Raw genomic sequence first — 18,680 nt, 5'->3', positions numbered from 1 at the left:
TCGCCTGCTGGCTTTGAATACAGGTTCATGCGACGGCCACACGGATGTGGTCATTACAGCCCTCGGCGCTTGCGTCGGGGGCTGTTCTATTTGGGCGCAGGAATAGGGCGGGAACCCTCCAGAAGTAAGCTTGCCAATGCGGTGTCTAGCCTTGCACAAAGGCACCACAGAGCGCACTCCTGCAGGAGCGAGCTTGCTCGCGATCCAGCCCATGGGGTAGCGCGAGCAAGCCAGAAGAGGGCTTTACTCGCTGTCCAGATGCAGCGGCGTAATTATCCGGCCATCGCTCTCTGCCTGACCCAGCGTGGCATCAATGAAGTACACGCGGTCATCCGCCAGCTGACCTTTATCCACCAGGTAGTCCTTGATCGCGCTAGCGCGGTCTTGCCCAAGCTGACGGAGCAGAACTTCACTTTTGCTCCAGAAGTCGATCAGCGCGGCACTCATTTTGGCTGCACGTTCATCGCGACTCAGGTCAGCCCACTCGGCTGGCGGTTGCTGTTTCAGGCGTGCCCGGTAAATCCCCTCCAGTAATGGGCCTTTTTCATTATCCGGGACTTTGAGCTGCGAAGCCTGGGCCGGCACCTTTTCACCGCGGCGCTGGAGAATCTTGTAATAGGTGTATTGGTATTCGCGTTCAAGACGATCCCTGGCGATGTGCGGCCCGTCACTGCTTTGCGCAGCCGTGCCTTCAATCTCCAGGCGCAAGGCCGGGCGTTGTTTCAGCGCCTGGGCAAGGGTGTCCAGCGCTTTCTGCGCCTCAGGGCTCAGCTCGCTTGATCCTGGCGCGAATGACACCGTGCCCAGGTCTTGGGCGCCGCCGCCATTGATCAGCCCGCCAATGAACTTGAAAGGGGCTTGAGCTGCCCGTACCACAAGGTTGCGCAAGGTTTGCCACACGATCGGCATTACGCTGAATTGCGGATTATTCAGATCCCCCGTTACCGGTAGCTCGATGGAGATTCTGCCGTCGGAATCCTTGAGCAGGGCAATCGCCAGCTTCAGTGGCAAATTCACCGCATCCGGGCTGTCGACTTTCTCCCCCAGTTGCAATTGCTCGATCACAACCTTGTTTTCAGCCTTGAGCTGGCCCTTGGTGATCAGGTAATGCAGATCAAGATTCAGGCGACCCTTGCGGATGCGGTAACCGGCAAACTTGCCGGAGTAGGGCGTCAGCGTGGTCAGTTCGACGCGCTTGAAGCTGGCGGCAATATCCAGGCTGGCCATCGGATCAAAAGGGTTGACCTCCCCTTTGATCGTAACCGGCGCATAGCGGTCCACCTTGCCCGAGATATTGACGTTGGCAGGTTTGGCAGAACGGCTATTGATGGTGCCGATCTGACCGTTGAGTTGTTGAATGGCCGTAGCGAAGTTGGGGGTCAGACTGAAGTCGGCGAAGTTGGCCGAACCATCATTGATCGCGATACCGCCGACATAAATACCCAGTGGTTTTTCCTTTGTCGCCGCCGGTTTGGCAGCGTCTTTGGTAGCAGTGCCAGCCGGTTGCGGGATCAACAGGTCGTCCACGTTGGTGGTGCGGTCATCGTTGATCATGAAGCGTACATAGGGCTGTGTCAGGTTGACCTTGCTGATCGAGAGGCTGTCGCCATGCTGATACTTGAGGTCTTCGAGCACCAGCCGCTGCCATTTGAGGAAGTCGCGATTTTTCAGGGTGTCCAGGGTATGCAGTTGATCGACCTGCGCGCGCCCCTCGACAGTGAAGGCCAGTGGTTCTGTACTTTTGAGATTGACCGCCAGATCGCTGCCGAGCATACCGCTGCGCAGTTCAAGACGAATGAACGGGTCGATGTAGGCCTGCGCCACACGCAGATCGATGTCTTTGGTCGTGACCTTGAGCTTTGCACTGACCGGGTTCAAGTTGACATCGCCGACGGCCGTGAGCACGCCTTGTTTACCAACGCCGGTATCGAGTTTGAGCGTAAACGGTGACTGGTTAAGGCTGTCGAAATTTTTCAGGTCCAGATTCAGGGGGCCGATATCCAGTGCCACCGGCGTTGCTGGCTCCTTGTCGGCCAAATGCACACGATAGTCGCGCAGTTCGACATCCTTGAGCAGTACCTGCCATGGCTTGCTCGGCGCAACCGGGCCCGGCTTGGGCGCTTCAACCGTCACAGGGTCGTTGGCTTTTGGAGCGGTCTTTGCGGGCTGGCTGGCAAACAGTTTTTGCCAGTCAAGCTGGCCATCCTTCTCGCGAGCGGCCCAGGTTTCGAGGTTCTTGCTCTGAATCTTGCCGACCACCACTTTCTGTTTCGCCAGATCCACTGTGGTGTCGCTCACATCAATACGCTCCAGACGCGCCAGCGGGCGGCCGTCCGGTGCATTGATCCTGAACGGAGCAATGCTGGCCGAGGCATTGCTCAAGACCATTTCTGTGCCTTTGGCCAGGTTCAGCGTGTAGTCAGTGCTGAAATTCAGAATGCCGTCTTCGAGAACCAGCGGCACTGAATCACGCACATAGGGCCACCAGGCTTTCATTTTCGCATCGGAGACTTTCAGTTTGCCCTCGGAGCTGATCGGCACCAGGCTCAGCTTGCCGCTCCAGTCGATTCTGCCGCCCTCGGGGCCGGCAGCCACCAGCGTCATGTCGGCGTTGTCATCGGGCAGGGTGCTGAGGTTTTTCAACTCAAAGTTCATTGAGTCGTAGAGAAATTCGATGGGTTCGCTGGGGCGCATATCGACGAAGTGCAGATAGCCGTCCGCCAGCTTGATGCTGTCGATGCGCAGCGGGAAGGGTTTGCTTTCGGGGTCGGCAGGTTTAGCCTCGCTGGCAGGTAACTTGAACAGCTTGGTCAGATTGAGGGTGCCATCTTTGTTGAAGAGCAACTCGGTCTTGGGTTTATCCAGCTGCACGTCTGTCAGGTGCAGGGCTTTGGTCCACAAGCTGTCTGTTTGCAGGTTGACGTAGAGGCGGTCGAACCCGACTTGCTCCTTGCCCGGTTCGCCGACTTTAAACCCCCACAAGGTCAGTTCCAGGCTAAACGGATTGAACTCCAGTCGGTCGAGTCTGGCCGGTGCTGTGGCGTAATTGGCCAGTTGCTGGTTGATGATACGCAGGCCGATGCCGGGCAATATCAAAAAGCCCAGCACGCTGTAGAGTGCGATCGCTATCAGCACGGCGCCAATGGCGCGGATCAATCCTTTGGTCATGTGAGGGTTCGTCTATTGGTGGCCAAGGTGCCTTGGAGTATGGCACGCGTTTCTGGTTCCGAGACGAACGCCTTATTTTGAGCGGGGCTGGCTTTTATTGACCGTGATCAGAACTGCAGAATCAGGGTCTTCAGGGGGGGCTGCTGATCCAGTGACGGGAAGTCGCTGGCCGGGCTCAGCACTTGCCAGTCACGTACCGGGCGACCTGCTTTTTCAGCACAGCGCAAAACCTGTTCGCGCCAGTCGTCCATGCTGACTTTTGCCAGATTGTTGCAGCAAATCAGCACGCCATCCGGAGCAGTGGCCAGTACGGCGGGTTTAAGCAGACTCTGATAGTCACGCAACAGGTCGACAGTGCCAAAAGCGCTCTTGGCCCAGGCTGGCGGGTCGAGCAGCACCAGGTCGTACTCACGCTGATCAAGGCGCGGGTAGGATGGCAACTTGTGACGACGCTGCACAATCGGCAGCCCGGCCAGTTGGCGGATAGCTGCAAAGTAGTCGGACTGTACGAACTTCATCTTTTTCAGTTCGGGGTTCAGCAGGCCATTTTCACGACCGACTGCCAGGTTGCCTTCGGCAAAGTCCAGATTGCAGACTTCACTGGCACCACCCGCTGCAGCGCTCAGGCCCACGCCACAGGTATAGGCGAAGAGATTGAGCACGCTTTTGCCGGCGCTATGCTGTTTGACCCAGCCCCGGGCGTTACGCAGGTCGAGAAACAACAACGGGTCCTGGCCGGCATGGCGCCCACGTACCCGGTATTTCAGTCCCCACTCGTGGCCGACCAGATCTTCAAGGGCGGCATCTTCGGCGCGGTACACGGTGTCTTCGCGATCAATGCGCGAGTTGCCCTGGGAGCGGTCGTTGTAAACCAGCAGCAACTCCAGACCCAGATGGCGATTGATTGCTTCATGCAACTGCAGCAAATCATCGCGCTCAAGACGTTGGTGGAAACTTTGCACCAGCAACTGCGGGCCGTAGCGGTCGATAGTCAAGCCGCCGGCGCCTTCCTGACTGCCGTGGAACAGGCGATAGCAATCAGTACCCTGAGCTTTTAGCTCGGCCAGTAAGTCCTGACGATTATCGAGGGCGGCGCGCAGCGCCTGATTCAAGGAAGACATGCGATGCGCCTTGGGGGATAGATAAGGCGCGGCAGTTTAACAGAACGGTCTTTTGTAGTCGCTGCCGCAGGCTGTGAAGGGTTGCGCTGCAACCCGTCGCTAAAGCCTCGCAGCCTTCGGCAGCGACTACACAGGCGGTTGGTTATTCGCGTTCGATTGCAAGGGCTACACCTTGGCCGCCACCGATGCACAAGGTGGCGAGACCTTTTTTGGCGTCACGCTTGAGCATTTCGTGAAGCAGGGTGACCAGGATCCGGCAACCCGACGCACCAATCGGGTGGCCGATAGCAATCGCCCCGCCGTTGACGTTGACCTTGCTGGCATCCCAGTTCAGCTCTTTGCCGACCGCCAGGGCCTGTGCGGCGAAAGCTTCATTGGCCTCAATCAGATCAAGCTGATCAAGGTTCCAGCCGGCTTTGCTCAGGCAGCGTTGAGTGGCGCTGACCGGGCCGATCCCCATGATTGCCGGGTCAACGCCCGCGTTGGCGTAGGCGGCGATCCTGGCCAGTACCGGCAAGCCCAGGGCTTTGGCTTTGGTTGCGCTCATCAACAACACTGCTGCAGCGCCGTCATTGAGGGAGGAGGCGTTACCGGCCGTGACCGAACCGTCTTTCTTGAAGGCCGGTTTAAGCTTGGCCAGCGTCTGGGCAGTAGTGCCAGCGCGCGGCTGCTCATCGCTGGCGAATGCAATCGGATCACCCTTGCGCTGCGGGATCAGTATCGGTGTGATTTCATCCACAAAGCGCCCGGTTTCGATGGCTTCGATGGCTTTTTGCTGAGAGTGTGCAGCGAAAGCATCTTGCTCTTCACGGCTGATGCCGTACTTGTCCACAAGGTTCTCGGCCGTGATGCCCATGTGGTAATCGTTGAACGCGTCCCACAGGCCGTCAGTGATCATGGTGTCGATGATCTGGCTGTGGCCCATGCGCAGGCCGGTACGTGCGCCGGGCATGATGTAGTTGGACAGGCTCATGTTCTCCTGGCCGCCTGCAATGATCACCTCGGCATCGCCACAGCGGATGGCCTGGGCTGCCAGGTGCAAAGCCTTGAGGCCCGAGCCGCAGACCTTGTTGAGGGTCATCGCCGGTACGGCAAATGGCAGCCCGGCCTTGATAGCAGCCTGACGTGCTGGGTTTTGCCCGGCGCCGGCGGTCAGTACCTGCCCCATGATCACTTCGTCGACCTGGGCGCCGTCCAGGCCGGTTTTTTCCAGCAGCTGGCGAATCACTGCAGCGCCCAGATCAACAGCGGGTACGTGGGCCAGCGAGCCCTGGAAACTGCCGACGGCAGTGCGGGTGGCGGCAACGATTACGACGTCTTGCATTGCGAAAGTCCTCATTATTATTTGAATGTCAGGCCTGGAGTCAGGCGGGTTTAGCTATTGCTGGCAAGTCAGGGACAGGAGCAGCACCGTATTCAACCCAGCCCCATGCGGCGCCGGGCCCTCTGGACCGAGCCATTACGCACGGCCCAGCGCAGAAGCGGCGCAGTGCTGTTAACGCCTGCGCGTACCAGCTTTTTAGTCAGGGGGCGTTGATAGAGGCCCAATTGAGCGCTGGCCCAATCCGGCAGCAATTCTATCCCTGCTTGCATCATCAGTGCGCCAAAGGGTTTGGCGAGCACGCTGGGCGCCGGCGCGTGGAGCAACAGGCGCATCACCTCGTGACTGCGCTCATCACACAGTAGGTGTGGACGTATACGTTGCAGATATTCGGCGATTTGCTGGCGGGAACGCGGTACGTTGGTTGCGCCCAAACGCTCGGCAACCAAGGCGATTTCGTCGTAGTACCGGTCTTGATCTGCACCGGATAACTGCGGATTGCGATAACGAAGATGGGCCGCAAGGAAGTTGCTGACTTCTGCCACATGCACCCAGGTCAGTAACTCGGGATCGCTGGCGGCATAGGCTCTGCCGTCGAGCCCGGTTCCCACCACCTGCAGGTGAATGGTGCGAACTTTGTCGATCAGCCAGTTGGCATCTTTGGTGGAGCCGAACGTCGTGCCGGAAATAAATTGCCCGGTACGCCGCAGTCGCCCCAGCATGTCTTGCCGAAAATTGGAGTGATCCCACACCCCGGCCAGTGCCAGAGGGTGCAAGGCCTGGAGCATCAAGGCGCTGATGCCGCCAATCAGCATGCTGGTGAAATCACCGTGTACCTGCCAGCTGATGGACGTGGGGCCAAACAGGCCGGGATCGCCTTTGGGGTTTTCGAGGTCGAGCTGGCCAAGCGAGAGCCCGGTCAGGCTCATGATTTGGCGTTCGATGGGGCGACGGATAAATTCCATGGTGCCTCGATGGTGCCAGGGGCTGATGACGTCGCAGTCAGAGCGAAACGTCAACAGTCCCTGGCCAGTCCGGGAGACTGGCTATCAATCAACCGCGGTGACGACCGCGGAAGTAGTTGATCAGACCTTGGGTCGATGCATCGTCGGCAGGCTCTTCGAGGCTGCCGGTCAGGCGGTTGTAGACACCTTTGCCGAGCTCTTTGCCCAATTCCACGCCCCACTGGTCAAAGGCGTTGATGCCCCAGATCACGCTCTGAACGAAGACTTTGTGCTCGTACAGCGCAACCAGTGCGCCCAGACGACGGGGGCTGATGCGTTCAACCACAATGGTATTGCTCGGACGGTTGCCCGGAATCACCTTGTGCGGTGCGAGTTTTTGCACCTCTTCTTCTGGCAGGCCTTTGTCGCGCAATTCGGCTTCGGCTTCCTCGCGGGTTTTACCCAGCATCAGTGCCTGGCTTTGCGACAAGCAGTTTGCGTACAGCCATTGATGGTGATCGGAAACCGGGTTGAAGCTGACGATCGGCACAATAAAGTCGGCCGGAATCAGCAGGGTGCCCTGATGGAGCAGCTGGTGGTAGGCGTGCTGACCATTGCAACCTACTCCGCCCCAGATTACCGGACCGGTGTCGGTCGATACGGGAGTGCCGTCCTGGCGCACGCTCTTACCGTTGGATTCCATATCCAGTTGCTGCAAGTGCTTGGTGATGTTTCGCAGGTAGTGGTCATACGGCAGGATCGCGTGACTTTGCGCACCCCAGAAATTGCCGTACCAGACACCGAGCGCAGCCATCAACACAGGCATGTTTTGCTCGAACGGCGCGTTCTGGAAGTGCTGGTCCATGCTGTAGGCACCGGACAGCAGCTCTTTGAAGTTGGACATGCCGATGGCCAGGGCAATGGGTAAACCAATGGCCGACCACAGCGAGTAACGCCCGCCAACCCAGTCCCACATCGGGAAGATGTTCTCTTCACGAATACCAAATGCTACCGCTGCCGCATTGTTGCTCGACACAGCGATAAAGTGGCGGTGCAGCTCGGCTTCCGAGCCGCCCTGCGCCAGGTACCAGGCACGGGCAGCCTGGGCGTTTTTCAAGGTTTCGAGGGTGTTGAAGGATTTCGACGAGACGATGAACAGCGTGGTTTCTGCACGCAGTTTTGCAGTCAGCTCATGGAACTCGCTGCCGTCGATATTCGCCAGATAGTGGCAGCGAACGCCTTTTTGGGCGTAGGACAGCAGCGCTTCGGACACCAGTTCAGGGCCGAGGAACGAACCGCCAATGCCGATGTTCACCACATCCGTAATCGGCTTTTCGGTGTAACCGCGCCACAGGCCATCGTGAATCCGGCCGACCAGTTCGGTCATCTGATTCAGGACTTTATGCACCTGGGGAATGATGTTTACGCCATTTACCGACAATTTGTCGGCCACTGGACGGCGCAATGCGGTGTGCAGGGCAGGCCGGTTTTCGGAGGCGTTGACGATTTCGCCTTCAAACAAAGACTTGATCGCGCCTTTGAGGTCGACCTCGTTGGCCAGATTCACCAGCAAGTCGCGGGTTTCATCAGTGATCAGGTTTTTCGAATAATCCAGAAACAAACCGCAGCTGCTGAGGGTGAAATCCTCAAAGCGCTTCGGGTTGCTATTGAATGCATCGCGCATGCTGAAATGCTGCATGTCGGCACGGTGGAGTTTCAACGCTTGCCAAGCGGGCAGAGCGGTAACGTCGTGAGGGGTGCGGTAGTACGCCATCGCTGCGAATATCCTTTTTGCTTGAACTGCCTTTTGGACACTGAGAACACCGATACCTTGGTTAATGTCGAGGTGCTCGGTCAGTCTGTTTCTGCATCTATGTCAGAAGTCGGGCGATAACAGTAAACCTAGCGCCAGCTTCTGTCTCGATTTTGTCTGACAACGGGCGGGGACTTTTGTCACCGCCACGTCACGCAAGGTGAAACGTTTCAGTTTTTGCTGTGAAATGCCCTGCAGCCGGCGCAGTTAATGCCCGCCGTCGAGGTTCAGGTGCACGTTGTCGATCAGACGCGTGGTGCCCAAAAAGGCAGCTACCAAAACCACCAGGTCGCGGTCAGTGGCCTGAGCCGGGAGCAATGTTTGTCCGTGACGGATCTCCAGATAGTCCGTACGAAAGCCCGCCTCTTCGATCTGTGCACGATGCCGGGCTGTCAGCTCGGCGAAGTCGCGTTCGCCGGCATTGATGGCTTTGCTCATCTCTTTCAGGTGGCGATACAGCTCTGGGGCGATTGCACGCTGCTCTTGGCTCAGATAGCCGTTGCGTGAAGACAGCGCCAGGCCGTCGTCGGCCCGAACAGTCGGCTCGCCAATGATCTGGACCGGCATGTTCAGGTCATGAACCATGGCGCGTATAACCGCCAGCTGCTGGTAGTCCTTTTGCCCGAAGATAGCCAGATCGGGCTGAACCATGTTGAACAGCTTGCTGACGACGGTCGTGACACCGTCGAAATGCCCCGGGCGGCGGCTGCCACACAGTTCATTGCTGAGCTGCGCCGCGGTGACGCGGGTCAGACCTGCCATGCCGTGGGGGTACATTTCTTCAACCGTTGGGGCAAACAGCAAGTGGCAGCCCGCCTGCAGAAGTTTTTCCTGGTCGGCAGCAAGAGTGCGCGGGTAGGTGTCCAGGTCTTCGTTGGCGCCAAATTGCAGCGGGTTGACGAAAATGCTCGCCACTACAAAGTCGGCCTGCTGCGCGGCGGTGGTGACTAATGCCGCATGGCCGCTATGCAGGTTGCCCATGGTTGGGACCAGGCCGATTTGCTTGCCTTCGCGGCGTGCCCGGGCAACAGCCGCGCGCAATTCGCGAACAGTTTTTACAGTGTTCATGCAGAAAATCCGTGTTCGGTGCCAGGGAAACTGACGGCTTTGACTTGGGTCACGTAAGCGCTAAGCGCAGACTGGATATCGGGCTGGCCGGTCATGAAGTTTTTTACAAACTTGGGCACGCGCCCGGTCAGGGACAGGCCAAGCATGTCGTGCAGTACCAGAACCTGGCCGTCAGTATCACTGCCTGCACCAATACCGATTACCGGGATTTTTACCGCGAGGGTGATTTCTTTTGCCAGCTCGCTGGGGACGCATTCGAGCAGCAGCATGGCTGCGCCTGCCTGTTCCAGGGCAATGGCATCGGCACGCATTTGACGCGCCTGGTTTTCGTTGCGGCCCTGGACTTTGTAGCCGCCCAATACGTTCACGGTTTGCGGGGTCAGGCCCATGTGTGCGCACACCGGAATGCCGCGTTCGGTCATTACCCGAATCGATTCGGCAAGCCATACGGCGCCTTCTACCTTGACCATGTGTGCGCCGGCCTTGAGCAACTGGGCGCTGTTGTTCAGGGTTTGCTCCAGAGTCGCGTTAGCCATGAAAGGCATGTCCGCAAGTATCAGCGCGTCCTGATTGCCACGTTTGACGCAAGCAACGTGGTAGGCCATTTCGCTGGTAGTGACTGGCAGAGTACTGTCATGCCCTTGTAGAACCATGCCCAGGGAATCGCCCACCAGTAACACTTCAACACCTGCCTGATTGCAGGCATGGGCGAAGGTGGCGTCATAGCACGTCAGCATGGTGATTTTCTCACCTTTTTGCTTAAGGCTTTGCAGGGTGGTCAGGGTGATAGCTGGCATGAAAAGGATCCTCGTCAGGCAGTGTGATAACCACTGCGAGTAACGCGTGTGATTCATCATTATGGGCAGGTACACCTTTATCGAAGGTGCTTGATAAGCCTGCTTTTCACATTGCGCCGCCCAGTGGAGGACAGCGGGATGCCTATAGTCGTGACGAGGACACTGGAAGTCAATTCCGGGTGTTACTGCTGGAGTGTTACCGCTGCAATTGATTCGTTTCAGTTGCCGGGCAAAGGCGCTCCAGACCGACAAAAGGGCAGTCGGCCAACAGTTGGGTAAGGGTACGGCCATCAGCGAGGGTGAGCGTGGCGGGTGCCAGTTCAGCCAGGGGGTAGAGCACGAAAGGCCGGGCCTGCATATGGTAGTGCGGGACTTTCAGGCGGGGGAGGTCGATCAGGCGGTCGCCGAACAGCAGAATATCGAGGTCCAGTGTGCGCGGCCCCCAGCGTTCGTGACGTTCGCGGCCTTGATCTATCTCGATGGCTTGTAGCGCATCCAGCAGATCCAGAGGTGCCATTGCAGAGTCGATTGCTGCTACCGCATTGGTATAACGCGGCTGGCCAGGTAACAACGAGTCGCTTTGATAGAACGCCGAAACCCCTACGAACCGGGAGTCAGGCAATTGCGCCAGCGCCTGTACAGCGTTGCGCAATTGCTCAGCCGGGTCAGCCAGATTGCTGCCCATTCCGATATAGATACGTTCCATTGCTTACTCTTCCGCTGCGCCTGTGCGTTTACGCTTGGTTGTGCTGGTGCGACGGCGTTTGCGCGGTGCCGGGCCGGCACTGTCATCTTTGGCATTGCTCAGATCGCGGATCATGTCGCGACGGCCACTGTCATTGGCGTCCTGATACTCGGTCCACCACTGACCTAGACCATGGGTCTCTTCGCCCGCGCTTTCACGCAAGAGCAAGAAGTCATAGCCGGCACGGAAGCGTGGATTGTCGAGCAACATGTCAGCACGTTTACCGCTGCGACGCGGCAGACGCTCCTGCATGTCCCAGATCTCGCGAATCGGCATGGTGAAACGCTTGGGGATGGCGATGCGCTGGCATTGTTCGGCGATCAGTTCGTGCGCGGCTTCCTGCATGGCAGGGATGGGCGGCATGCCACGGTCCTGCAAATACTCCACACGAGCCGGCAGAGCAGGCCAGAGCAACGCGGCAAACAGGAATGCCGGGGTGACCGGCTTGCCTTGCTTGATGCGCAGGTCAGTGTTGCGTAAGGCTTCGCTGATCAGGGTGTGGGTATAAGTAGGGTTGTGCTCCAGTGCCTCGGCGCTGGCCGGGAACAAAGGATCGAACAATTGGAGGTCGACCAGCATTTCGAAGGTGTCTGAAGCGTTCCCCGAGAGGAACAGCTTGAGGACTTCTTCGAACAAGCGCGCTGACGGGATTTCGCGCAGCATCGGCGCCAGTTTGCGAATGGGCTCTGCGGTATGTTTTTCGATACCAAAGTTGAGTTTGGCAGCAAACCGCACGGCTCGCAGCATGCGCACCGGGTCTTCCTGGTAACGCTGTTGCGGGTCGCCAATCAGGCGCAGCAAGCGATTGCGAATATCGTGTACGCCGTTGGCGTAGTCGAGGATGCGCTCGCTGACCGGGTCGTAGTACAGGGCATTGATCGTGAAGTCACGACGCTGGGCGTCTTCTTCAAGGGTGCCATACACGTTGTCGCGCAAAATGCGCCCGCTTTCATTACGCGAGGACTGGTTGCTGTCTTCCTCTTCGTCGTTTTGCGGGTGATTGGCGCGGAAGGTGGCGACCTCGATGATTTCGCGGCCGAAGTGGATATGTACCAATTTAAAGCGACGACCGATGATTCGCGCATTGCGAAATTCGGCCCGCACTTGCTCGGGCGTAGCGCTGGTGGCGACGTCGAAGTCTTTTGGTGTGATGTTGAGCAGCATGTCGCGTACGCAACCGCCGACCAGATAGGCCTGATAACCGGCGTTCTGCAGGCGTTCGACGATATTGACCGCGTACCGGCTGAACTGGGCACGTTGCAGCGAATGTTGGCTGCTATTGAGCACTTCAGGGGTGCTGCGCAGTTGTTGCGTGCGACGCTTGGGAGAACGGAGTGACTGGAACAGCTTCTTCAGCATGGGATGCACTGTTTGAAGGAATGTTCGGCCAAAACGAAGAATGACCGCATGATGGGCGGGGATTCTAGCATTTAGTCAGGGGATGGTGTAGGAAGCTGAGCCGCTCTTGCGTATGAAGCCGCTGACAGCAAGCAAAAATGGCTGCAAGAAGACTGAGATAGAGCTTGCGGGGAAGTTTCGTTGAATTGCAGAAACTACAAGGGGAGCCGAAGCTCCCCCAGAAGTAGTTGCGTGCTCTATTTTTATTATTGATTGCGGGCTTTTTGTTTTTGTTAATCGCCCTGGTTACAGAGGTTTTGCCTGTGTAACCCTCCCAATCGGGAGATAAGAGCAAACGGATTGCTTTGGTCGCTGTGTTGGTGTGATCAGTGATCCGACTAGTTCAGGCTCTGCTTTAAGCGCAGTTTTTGTTGTTCTCTGCCTAGCCATGGGGCAAGCCCCAATCACAACACCTCTCCAAAAGAATCAGTTAGCTGCGCCTCCGCCGTGTTGTTTTTGTTATGCGTGAGCCGATACGTCTTATTTTTATTGTGTGTTGCTGTGATTCTTATTGTTCTTGTACGGATACATATAGCAGGTGTCGTGCCAACTTTTGCGCGGGCCAGCAAAATAAGGGGTTTTCGGGTTTTTTGCTTTTTTGAGGGCAAAAAAAAGCCGGGTCTTCGTTACCGTAAGACCCGGCTTTTGTTACGTGATTAGACGGAGGTAACAGTTTTTTCACATTTAAGCGTGTTACCCCTCGCTGACGACCCCGGTTTTTCTGCGTGGAATCCCCAGTCGCTGGCGCCTCTCCCACAGGCACTTGCGGCTGACGCCCAGCTTGCGTGCCAGCTCCGTCTCGGTCATGTGGTCCTGGTGCTCGAGGACGAAGTGCTGAAAGTAGTCTTCCAGAGACAGGTCTTCGGTGGGATCCAGGCTGGTGTTACCGCTGCTGATGCTCTGCTGCGGGGCCAGGCCGATGAAGTCATCGTCATGCAAGTCGTTCAGATCGATATCGATACCCAGCAGCTCGGCAGAAATTTCCGGGCTTTCGCACAGAATGACGGCTCGCTCGACAGCGTTTTCCAGTTCGCGAACGTTACCGGGCCATGAGTAATGGCTGATGGCGCGCTCGGCATCCGGGGCAAACTTGAGGTCGGTGCGGCCTACGCGGGCGCTTTGGCGGGCGAGAAAGGCATGGGCAATTTCATTGACGTCAGCACCGCGCTCGCGCAAGGCAGGAAGCTTGAGAGCGATCACATGCAGGCGGTAGTACAAGTCTTCGCGGAACTGGCCGACTTTGGCCAAGCTCTTGAGGTCGCGGTGGGTAGCCGCGATAAGGCGCACATCAACTTTTTGCGATTGTACCGAGCCCACACGGCGGATTTCGCCTTCCTGCAGTACCCGCAGCAAGCGTGCCTGGGCTTCGAGGGGCAGTTCGCCGATTTCATCAAGGAACAATGTCCCGCCATCGGCTGCTTCTACCAGCCCGGCCCGGCCTGCGCTGGCGCCGGTGAATGCACCTTTTTCGTGGCCGAACAGTTCGGATTCGATCAGCGACTCGGGAATGGCGGCGCAGTTCACCGAAATCATCGGTGCCTTGGCTCGCCTGGACAGGTTGTGCAGGGCGCGGGCGACCAGTTCTTTACCCGTTCCTGATTCGCCTTGAATCAGTACATTGGAATCGGTTGGCGCCACTTTGCGGATCTTGCTGTACATGTCCAGCATCGGCGGGCAGGACCCGATGATGCCAATTTCACCGTTGCTGTTGTCCACCGTGCTTTTGTCCGTGCTGCCAGCCTTGGCAGGACGTTCGACGGGGGTGCTCTGGGAGTTTTGGCGATCACGCAGGATGCGCGCTACGGCCTGCAGCATTTCATCATGATCAAAGGGTTTGGCGATGTAGTCGACGGCGCCCATTTTCATTGAATCTACAGCCGAGCGCAGGCTCGCATAGCTGGTCATGATGAGCACCGGCTTGCCTTGCCCGAGTTTTATCAGTTCGGTGCCCGGGGCCCCTGGCAGGCGCAGGTCGCTGACAATCAGGTCGAACGAGGGAATGCTGAAACGCTCCTGCGCTTCCTGTACCGACCCAGCTTCGCTGACCTGGTACTGGTTACGCTCCAGTAAACGGCGCAATGCGGAGCGGATGATAGTTTCATCTTCGACGATCAAAATATGCGGCATTGATTCAGTTCTCTCGACGGTCTCAGTTCACAGCGGACGTCGCTTCGACATGACGCGGAAGTGTCACCCGGATACGGGTTCCGCGTTGGCTTTGAATGTCAGCCGGGCTGTCGATGGTGATTTGTCCATAATGCTCTTCAACGATGGAATAGACCAGTGCAAGGCCCAGGCCGGTACCTTCGCCCGGGTCCTTGGTGGTGAAAAACGGTTCGAACAATCGGTCCATGATGTTCTTTGGAATACCTGAGCCTTCGTCTTCCACGATCAGGTCGACGGTGTGCTCGCTGGCTTCGCTTTTGACTCGCACGGCACTGCCGGCAGGCGAGGCGTCACGGGCGTTTGACAGCAAGTTGATCAACACCTGGGCCAGCCGTTGAGGGTCGCCGTCAACCCAGTGATCCGGGTCGCACAGGTTGTAAAACTGCACTTCAAAATTGCGCCGGTTCAAGGCCAGTAACCCGATCGCATCCTGGGCTACTTCTGCCAGACATACGGGCTCATCGTTGTGCTGATGACTGCCGGCATGGGCAAAGCTCATCAGGGACTGCACGATGCGTGAAATGCGTTTGGTCTGCTCCAGGATCTGACTGCTGATTTCCGTCAGTTCGCTATCGTCTTCGCGCTCTTCGCGCAGATTTTGCGCCAGGCAAGCGATACCTGTTACCGGGTTGCCGATTTCGTGAGCTACGCCCGCAGCCAGTCGCCCGATGCTGGCAAGACGTTCGGAATGCACCAGTTTGTCTTCGAGCATTTGCGTTTCTGTCAGGTCTTCGACCAGTAACACCAAACCGCTGTTGCCCGGGGCCAGCGGTTCATCAATGGCCGCCTTGTGCAGGTTAAGCCAGCGGGTCTGGCCGTCCAGGGCCAGATGCTGCTTGTGCAAATGTTCGTCGGGCAAGTTGATGAACCCCTGCAGCAACTCGCGCCACGGATCGCCCAGCGTGCTCATGCGCGAACCGACCACGCGCTGTGCCGGGATGCCGGTCAGCTCTTCCATGGCTTTGTTCCACATCAGAATCTCTTGATCCTTGGCCAGAGAGCACACGCCCATTGGCAATTCTTGCAGTGTCTGGCGGTGGTAACGACGCAGGGCATCAAGCTCGGCTGCCAGGCCGGTCAGGCGCGAGTGGTAATCCTCGAGCCGGCTTTCGATGAAGTGAATGTCTTCAGTTACGTAGTTCTCGCCACCGGACTTGTAGGGCAAAAAGGTTTCGACCATGTCCTGGGCAACGCTGGGGCCCATCAGGCCCGAGAGGTTGGCTTCGATCCGGTCGCGCAAGCGGCGCAACGCATAAGGACGCCGCTCATCAAAGGGCAGGAACAGGTCGCGTAATGCTTGCTCCACTTCCTTTTGCGCCGCTTTTGCCCCCAGCGGCTTGGCCAGTTGAGTGGCAAATTCCTGGGGCGAGGCGGCATGCAATTCGCGGCGTTGCGGGCGCCGCACGTTATCCACGGCACAGGCTTCGGCGGCGCTGGTCTCTTCCGGGCTGGCGTTGGTAAACAGGGATATCAGGGTAAACATCAGAACGTTGGCCGCCAGTGACGCGATGGCTGCCATATGCCAGCTGGTGTCATCCAGCACGTAGATCATGTTCAGCCACGGAATATAGAAACCTTGGAAGTCACCGATCAGCGGGAACAGCATGCTGACCATCCACACCAGGATCCCGGCCAGCAAGCCGGCAATAAAGCCGCGGCGGTTGGCCGTTGGCCAGTACAGTACCGAGAGCACGCCCGGCAGGAACTGCAAGGTGGCTACAAAGGCCACGATGCCGAGGTTGGCCAGATCCTGTTCGGCTCCCAGCAGCAGGTAAAAGCCATAACCGGCCATGATGATGGCAACGATCAGCGCCCGGCGTGTCCACTTCAGCCAGCGATAGATATTGCCTTCGGCAGGCGGTTGGTAGAGCGGAAGGACCAGGTGGTTCAAGGCCATGCCCGAGAGTGCCAGGGTGGTGACGATGATCAGCCCGCTTGAGGCTGACAGCCCTCCCACATAGGCCAGCAGGGCAAGGGGTTTACTGTTGGCGGCAATACCGATGCCGAGGGTGAAGTACTCGGGATTGGTTGTAGCCCCGAGTTTGAGACCTGCCCACAGAATCAACGGTACGGCGAGGCTCATCAGCAGCAGGAACAGCGGCAGCCCCCAGCTGGCGCTGACCAGTCCCCGAGGGTTGAGGTTCTCGGTAAATGTCATGTGATACATGTGCGGCATTACGATGGCAGAGGCAAAAAACACCAGCAGCAGGGTGCGCCATGGGCCTTCTTGCAGCGGTGTGTGCAGGGCTGCAAGGGCGGTCTGGTTTTGCAACAGCCACACTTCCAGTTGTTGCGGGCCATCGAACACGCCATAAAGCGCGTAAAGGCCCACGCCACCGATGGCGATCAGTTTTACGACCGACTCGAAGGCAATGGCGAACACCAGTCCTTCATGCTTTTCCCGGGTCGCAATGTGTCGCGAGCCGAAGAAAATCGTGAAGAGGGTGATCAGTGCACAGAAACTCAGGGCCACCCGGTGTTGCACCGGTTCGCGGGTGAGGATGCTGATGGTGTCGGCCACGGCTTGAATTTGCAGGGCCAGCAGCGGTAATACACCAATCAGCATGAAAATTGTGGTGAGCGCGCCGGCCCAGGTGCTGCGAAAGCGGAAAGCAAACAGGTCGGCAAGTGATGAGAGCTGGTAGGTGCGGGTAATTTTGAGGATGGGGTACAGCAGCACCGGTGCCAGCAAAAACGCCCCGGAAACCCCCAGGTAACTGGATAAAAAGCCGTAGCCGTATTCGTACGCCAGCCCGACGGTGCCATAGAAGGCCCACGCGCTGGCGTAAACGCCCAGGGACAAGGTGTAGGTCAGCGGGTGACGAATGATTGCACGCGGGATCATGCCCCGCTCGCTGATCCAGGCAACGCCAAACAGTACCGTCAGGTAGGCGGCGCTGATGAGGATCATCTGGGTCAGGCTAAAGCTCATCGGCATCTTTTTGGCTCTGCAAAATAAAGGTCACAACAATCAGAATCAGCCAGAGCAGATAAGGCCTGTACCAGGCGCCCGTCGCGTCGATCCACCAATCCATGATGGCGGGAGAAAACAGGTAGATCCCGACAACCAGCAACAGGACCAATCGATAGATATACATCCCGCCCTCACTTTTACAGGCCGCATGCCCGAAAACGTGCGGCGATGGTAACGGATGGCTGCCAACCTGCAAGGGTTGTCAGCGTAATTGCGCCTCGGCCAGAGTGAGCGTGCGCGGGATCAGGCCGGCATTCCAGCGGGCGATGCCCCAGTCGAGCACTTCACGCGGCGTGGCAAGGGTGAGGCTGTCATCGGTGGCCTGGCCCAGTGTACGTAATGCGCGAAGCAGCAACGGCGTAGCCTGGTCGGCCGTGAGGGGCGGCGAGCGATACGACTTGCCCAGCTTGTGCCCATCCGGTTGCACGATCAGCGGCACATGCAGATAACGCGGCTGAGGCAAACCCAGCAGCTCTTGCAAGTACAGCTGGCGCGGTGTGGAGTCCAGCAAATCGGCCCCGCGTACGATGTCTGTCACGCCCTGCCAGGCATCATCGAGTACCACCGCCAATTGGTAGGCATAAAGCCCGTCACGGCGGCGAATCACGAAGTCGCCGACATCTCGTCCCAAGTGCTGGCCAAACAAACCCTGCACTCGATCCTCAAAGGAATACATCAGTTCCGGGACGCGCACCCGTATGGCGGCGTTCTCCATGGAGTGACCGGCATTGCGGCACAGGCCGGGATAGATGCCGTGGTAACCCTCAAGCTGTTTGCGCGAACAGGTGCAAGCATAGGCCAGGCCCAGGCTGAACAGGCGATCCACTACTTGGGCGTAAGCATCGTGGCGCTCGCTCTGGCGAACCAGTTCGCCGTCCCACTCAAAGCCATAACGTTGCAGTGCGTCGAGAATAGCGCCCTGGGCGCCGGGCATTTCCCGTGGCGGGTCCAGGTCTTCCATGCGCAGCAGCCAGCGCCCGCCGACTGAGCGCGCATCGAGATAGGAGGCGAGGGCGGCCACCAGCGAGCCGAAATGCAGATGGCCACTGGGCGTCGGGGCGAAACGTCCGATATATGAGGGGTTTGAGGAGACAGTCATGACATTGATCCTGGACGCCCCCTCTGGTGGGAGCCGGCTTGCCTGCGAAGGGATCACCGAGGTTTT

Annotated in this window: 13 protein-coding genes; all 13 read right to left on the bottom strand. The window is 58.1% G+C overall.

The genetic code is table 11. From position 1 onward, the window contains the following. Positions 1-243: 243 nt before the first annotated feature. The 13 genes from AOC04_RS16750 to gluQRS all read right to left on the bottom strand — a co-directional run bounded on the left by AOC04_RS16750 (position 244) and on the right by gluQRS (position 18,614). Positions 244-3,168: a DUF748 domain-containing protein gene (locus AOC04_RS16750; RefSeq protein ID WP_060695303.1), complete on the bottom strand. Its 2,925-nt coding sequence runs from the start codon at positions 3,166-3,168 to the stop codon at positions 244-246. A 107-nt stretch (positions 3,169-3,275) separates the two neighbouring features. Next, positions 3,276-4,289: a class I SAM-dependent rRNA methyltransferase gene (locus tag AOC04_RS16745; protein WP_060695301.1), complete on the bottom strand. Its 1,014-nt coding sequence runs from the start codon at positions 4,287-4,289 to the stop codon at positions 3,276-3,278. Positions 4,290-4,431: 142 nt separating this feature from the next. Then, positions 4,432-5,613, bottom strand: a complete 1,182-nt coding sequence (locus tag AOC04_RS16740) for an acetyl-CoA C-acetyltransferase (RefSeq protein ID WP_060695299.1) — start codon at positions 5,611-5,613, stop codon at positions 4,432-4,434. A 92-nt stretch (positions 5,614-5,705) separates the two neighbouring features. After that, positions 5,706-6,575, bottom strand: a complete 870-nt coding sequence (locus AOC04_RS16735; protein WP_060695297.1) for an oxygenase MpaB family protein — start codon at positions 6,573-6,575, stop codon at positions 5,706-5,708. Positions 6,576-6,663: 88 nt separating this feature from the next. Beyond that, a complete protein-coding gene (gene pgi / locus AOC04_RS16730; RefSeq protein WP_060695295.1) occupies positions 6,664-8,328 on the bottom strand; it encodes a glucose-6-phosphate isomerase in 1,665 nt (554 codons plus the stop codon). Between the two features lie 246 nt (positions 8,329-8,574). Then, positions 8,575-9,435 carry a pantoate--beta-alanine ligase gene (panC, locus tag AOC04_RS16725; protein ID WP_060695293.1) on the bottom strand — a complete coding sequence of 287 codons (861 nt, stop codon included), beginning with the start codon at positions 9,433-9,435 and terminating at the stop codon, positions 8,575-8,577. Next, positions 9,432-10,232 (bottom strand): 3-methyl-2-oxobutanoate hydroxymethyltransferase, encoded by an 801-nt coding sequence (panB, locus tag AOC04_RS16720; RefSeq protein WP_060695291.1) that lies wholly within the window; start codon positions 10,230-10,232, stop codon positions 9,432-9,434. The genes panC and panB overlap by 4 nt, the downstream gene beginning before the upstream one ends. Positions 10,233-10,428: 196 nt before the next feature. Next, positions 10,429-10,938, bottom strand: coding sequence for a 2-amino-4-hydroxy-6-hydroxymethyldihydropteridine diphosphokinase (gene folK / locus AOC04_RS16715; protein WP_060695288.1), 510 nt, complete (start codon positions 10,936-10,938; stop codon positions 10,429-10,431). Between the two features lie 3 nt (positions 10,939-10,941). Then, complete coding sequence (locus tag AOC04_RS16710; RefSeq protein WP_060695286.1) at positions 10,942-12,336, bottom strand: polynucleotide adenylyltransferase PcnB; 1,395 nt, start codon at positions 12,334-12,336, stop codon at positions 10,942-10,944. Positions 12,337-13,068: 732 nt separating this feature from the next. Further along, complete coding sequence (locus tag AOC04_RS16705; protein WP_060695283.1) at positions 13,069-14,502, bottom strand: sigma-54-dependent transcriptional regulator; 1,434 nt, start codon at positions 14,500-14,502, stop codon at positions 13,069-13,071. A gap of 22 nt (positions 14,503-14,524) precedes the next feature. Continuing rightward, positions 14,525-17,479, bottom strand: coding sequence for a sensor histidine kinase (locus tag AOC04_RS16700; protein ID WP_162232795.1), 2,955 nt, complete (start codon positions 17,477-17,479; stop codon positions 14,525-14,527). Then, positions 17,463-17,639 carry a hypothetical protein gene (locus tag AOC04_RS23840; RefSeq protein ID WP_003176118.1) on the bottom strand — a complete coding sequence of 59 codons (177 nt, stop codon included), beginning with the start codon at positions 17,637-17,639 and terminating at the stop codon, positions 17,463-17,465. The genes AOC04_RS16700 and AOC04_RS23840 overlap by 17 nt, the downstream gene beginning before the upstream one ends. Before the next feature lie 78 nt (positions 17,640-17,717). Beyond that, on the bottom strand, positions 17,718-18,614 hold the full coding sequence (gene gluQRS, locus AOC04_RS16690) for a tRNA glutamyl-Q(34) synthetase GluQRS (RefSeq protein ID WP_060695279.1): 897 nt from the start codon (positions 18,612-18,614) through the stop codon (positions 17,718-17,720). Positions 18,615-18,680: the final 66 nt, after the last annotated feature.

The organism is Pseudomonas versuta, from assembly GCF_001294575.1.
GTDB lineage: Bacteria > Pseudomonadota > Gammaproteobacteria > Pseudomonadales > Pseudomonadaceae > Aquipseudomonas > Aquipseudomonas versuta.
The sequence above is the reverse complement of the archived record's forward strand: the minus strand, read 5'-3'. Positions and strand labels throughout refer to the sequence as shown.

Excerpts from the sequence above, each read along its gene's own strand:
- AOC04_RS16750 (WP_060695303.1), bottom strand. The coding sequence starts at position 3,168 with ATGACCAAAGGATTGATCCGCGCCATTGGCGCCGTGCTGATAGCGATC.
- AOC04_RS16745 (WP_060695301.1), bottom strand. The coding sequence starts at position 4,289 with ATGTCTTCCTTGAATCAGGCGCTGCGCGCCGCCCTCGATAATCGTCAG.
- AOC04_RS16740 (WP_060695299.1), bottom strand. The coding sequence starts at position 5,613 with ATGCAAGACGTCGTAATCGTTGCCGCCACCCGCACTGCCGTCGGCAGT.
- AOC04_RS16735 (WP_060695297.1), bottom strand. The coding sequence starts at position 6,575 with ATGGAATTTATCCGTCGCCCCATCGAACGCCAAATCATGAGCCTGACC.
- pgi (WP_060695295.1), bottom strand. The coding sequence starts at position 8,328 with ATGGCGTACTACCGCACCCCTCACGACGTTACCGCTCTGCCCGCTTGG.
- panC (WP_060695293.1), bottom strand. The coding sequence starts at position 9,435 with ATGAACACTGTAAAAACTGTTCGCGAATTGCGCGCGGCTGTTGCCCGG.
- panB (WP_060695291.1), bottom strand. The coding sequence starts at position 10,232 with ATGCCAGCTATCACCCTGACCACCCTGCAAAGCCTTAAGCAAAAAGGT.
- folK (WP_060695288.1), bottom strand. The coding sequence starts at position 10,938 with ATGGAACGTATCTATATCGGAATGGGCAGCAATCTGGCTGACCCGGCT.
- AOC04_RS16710 (WP_060695286.1), bottom strand. The coding sequence starts at position 12,336 with ATGCTGAAGAAGCTGTTCCAGTCACTCCGTTCTCCCAAGCGTCGCACG.
- AOC04_RS16705 (WP_060695283.1), bottom strand. The coding sequence starts at position 14,502 with ATGCCGCATATTTTGATCGTCGAAGATGAAACTATCATCCGCTCCGCA.
- AOC04_RS16700 (WP_162232795.1), bottom strand. The coding sequence starts at position 17,479 with ATGCCGATGAGCTTTAGCCTGACCCAGATGATCCTCATCAGCGCCGCC.
- AOC04_RS23840 (WP_003176118.1), bottom strand. The coding sequence starts at position 17,639 with ATGTATATCTATCGATTGGTCCTGTTGCTGGTTGTCGGGATCTACCTG.
- gluQRS (WP_060695279.1), bottom strand. The coding sequence starts at position 18,614 with ATGACTGTCTCCTCAAACCCCTCATATATCGGACGTTTCGCCCCGACG.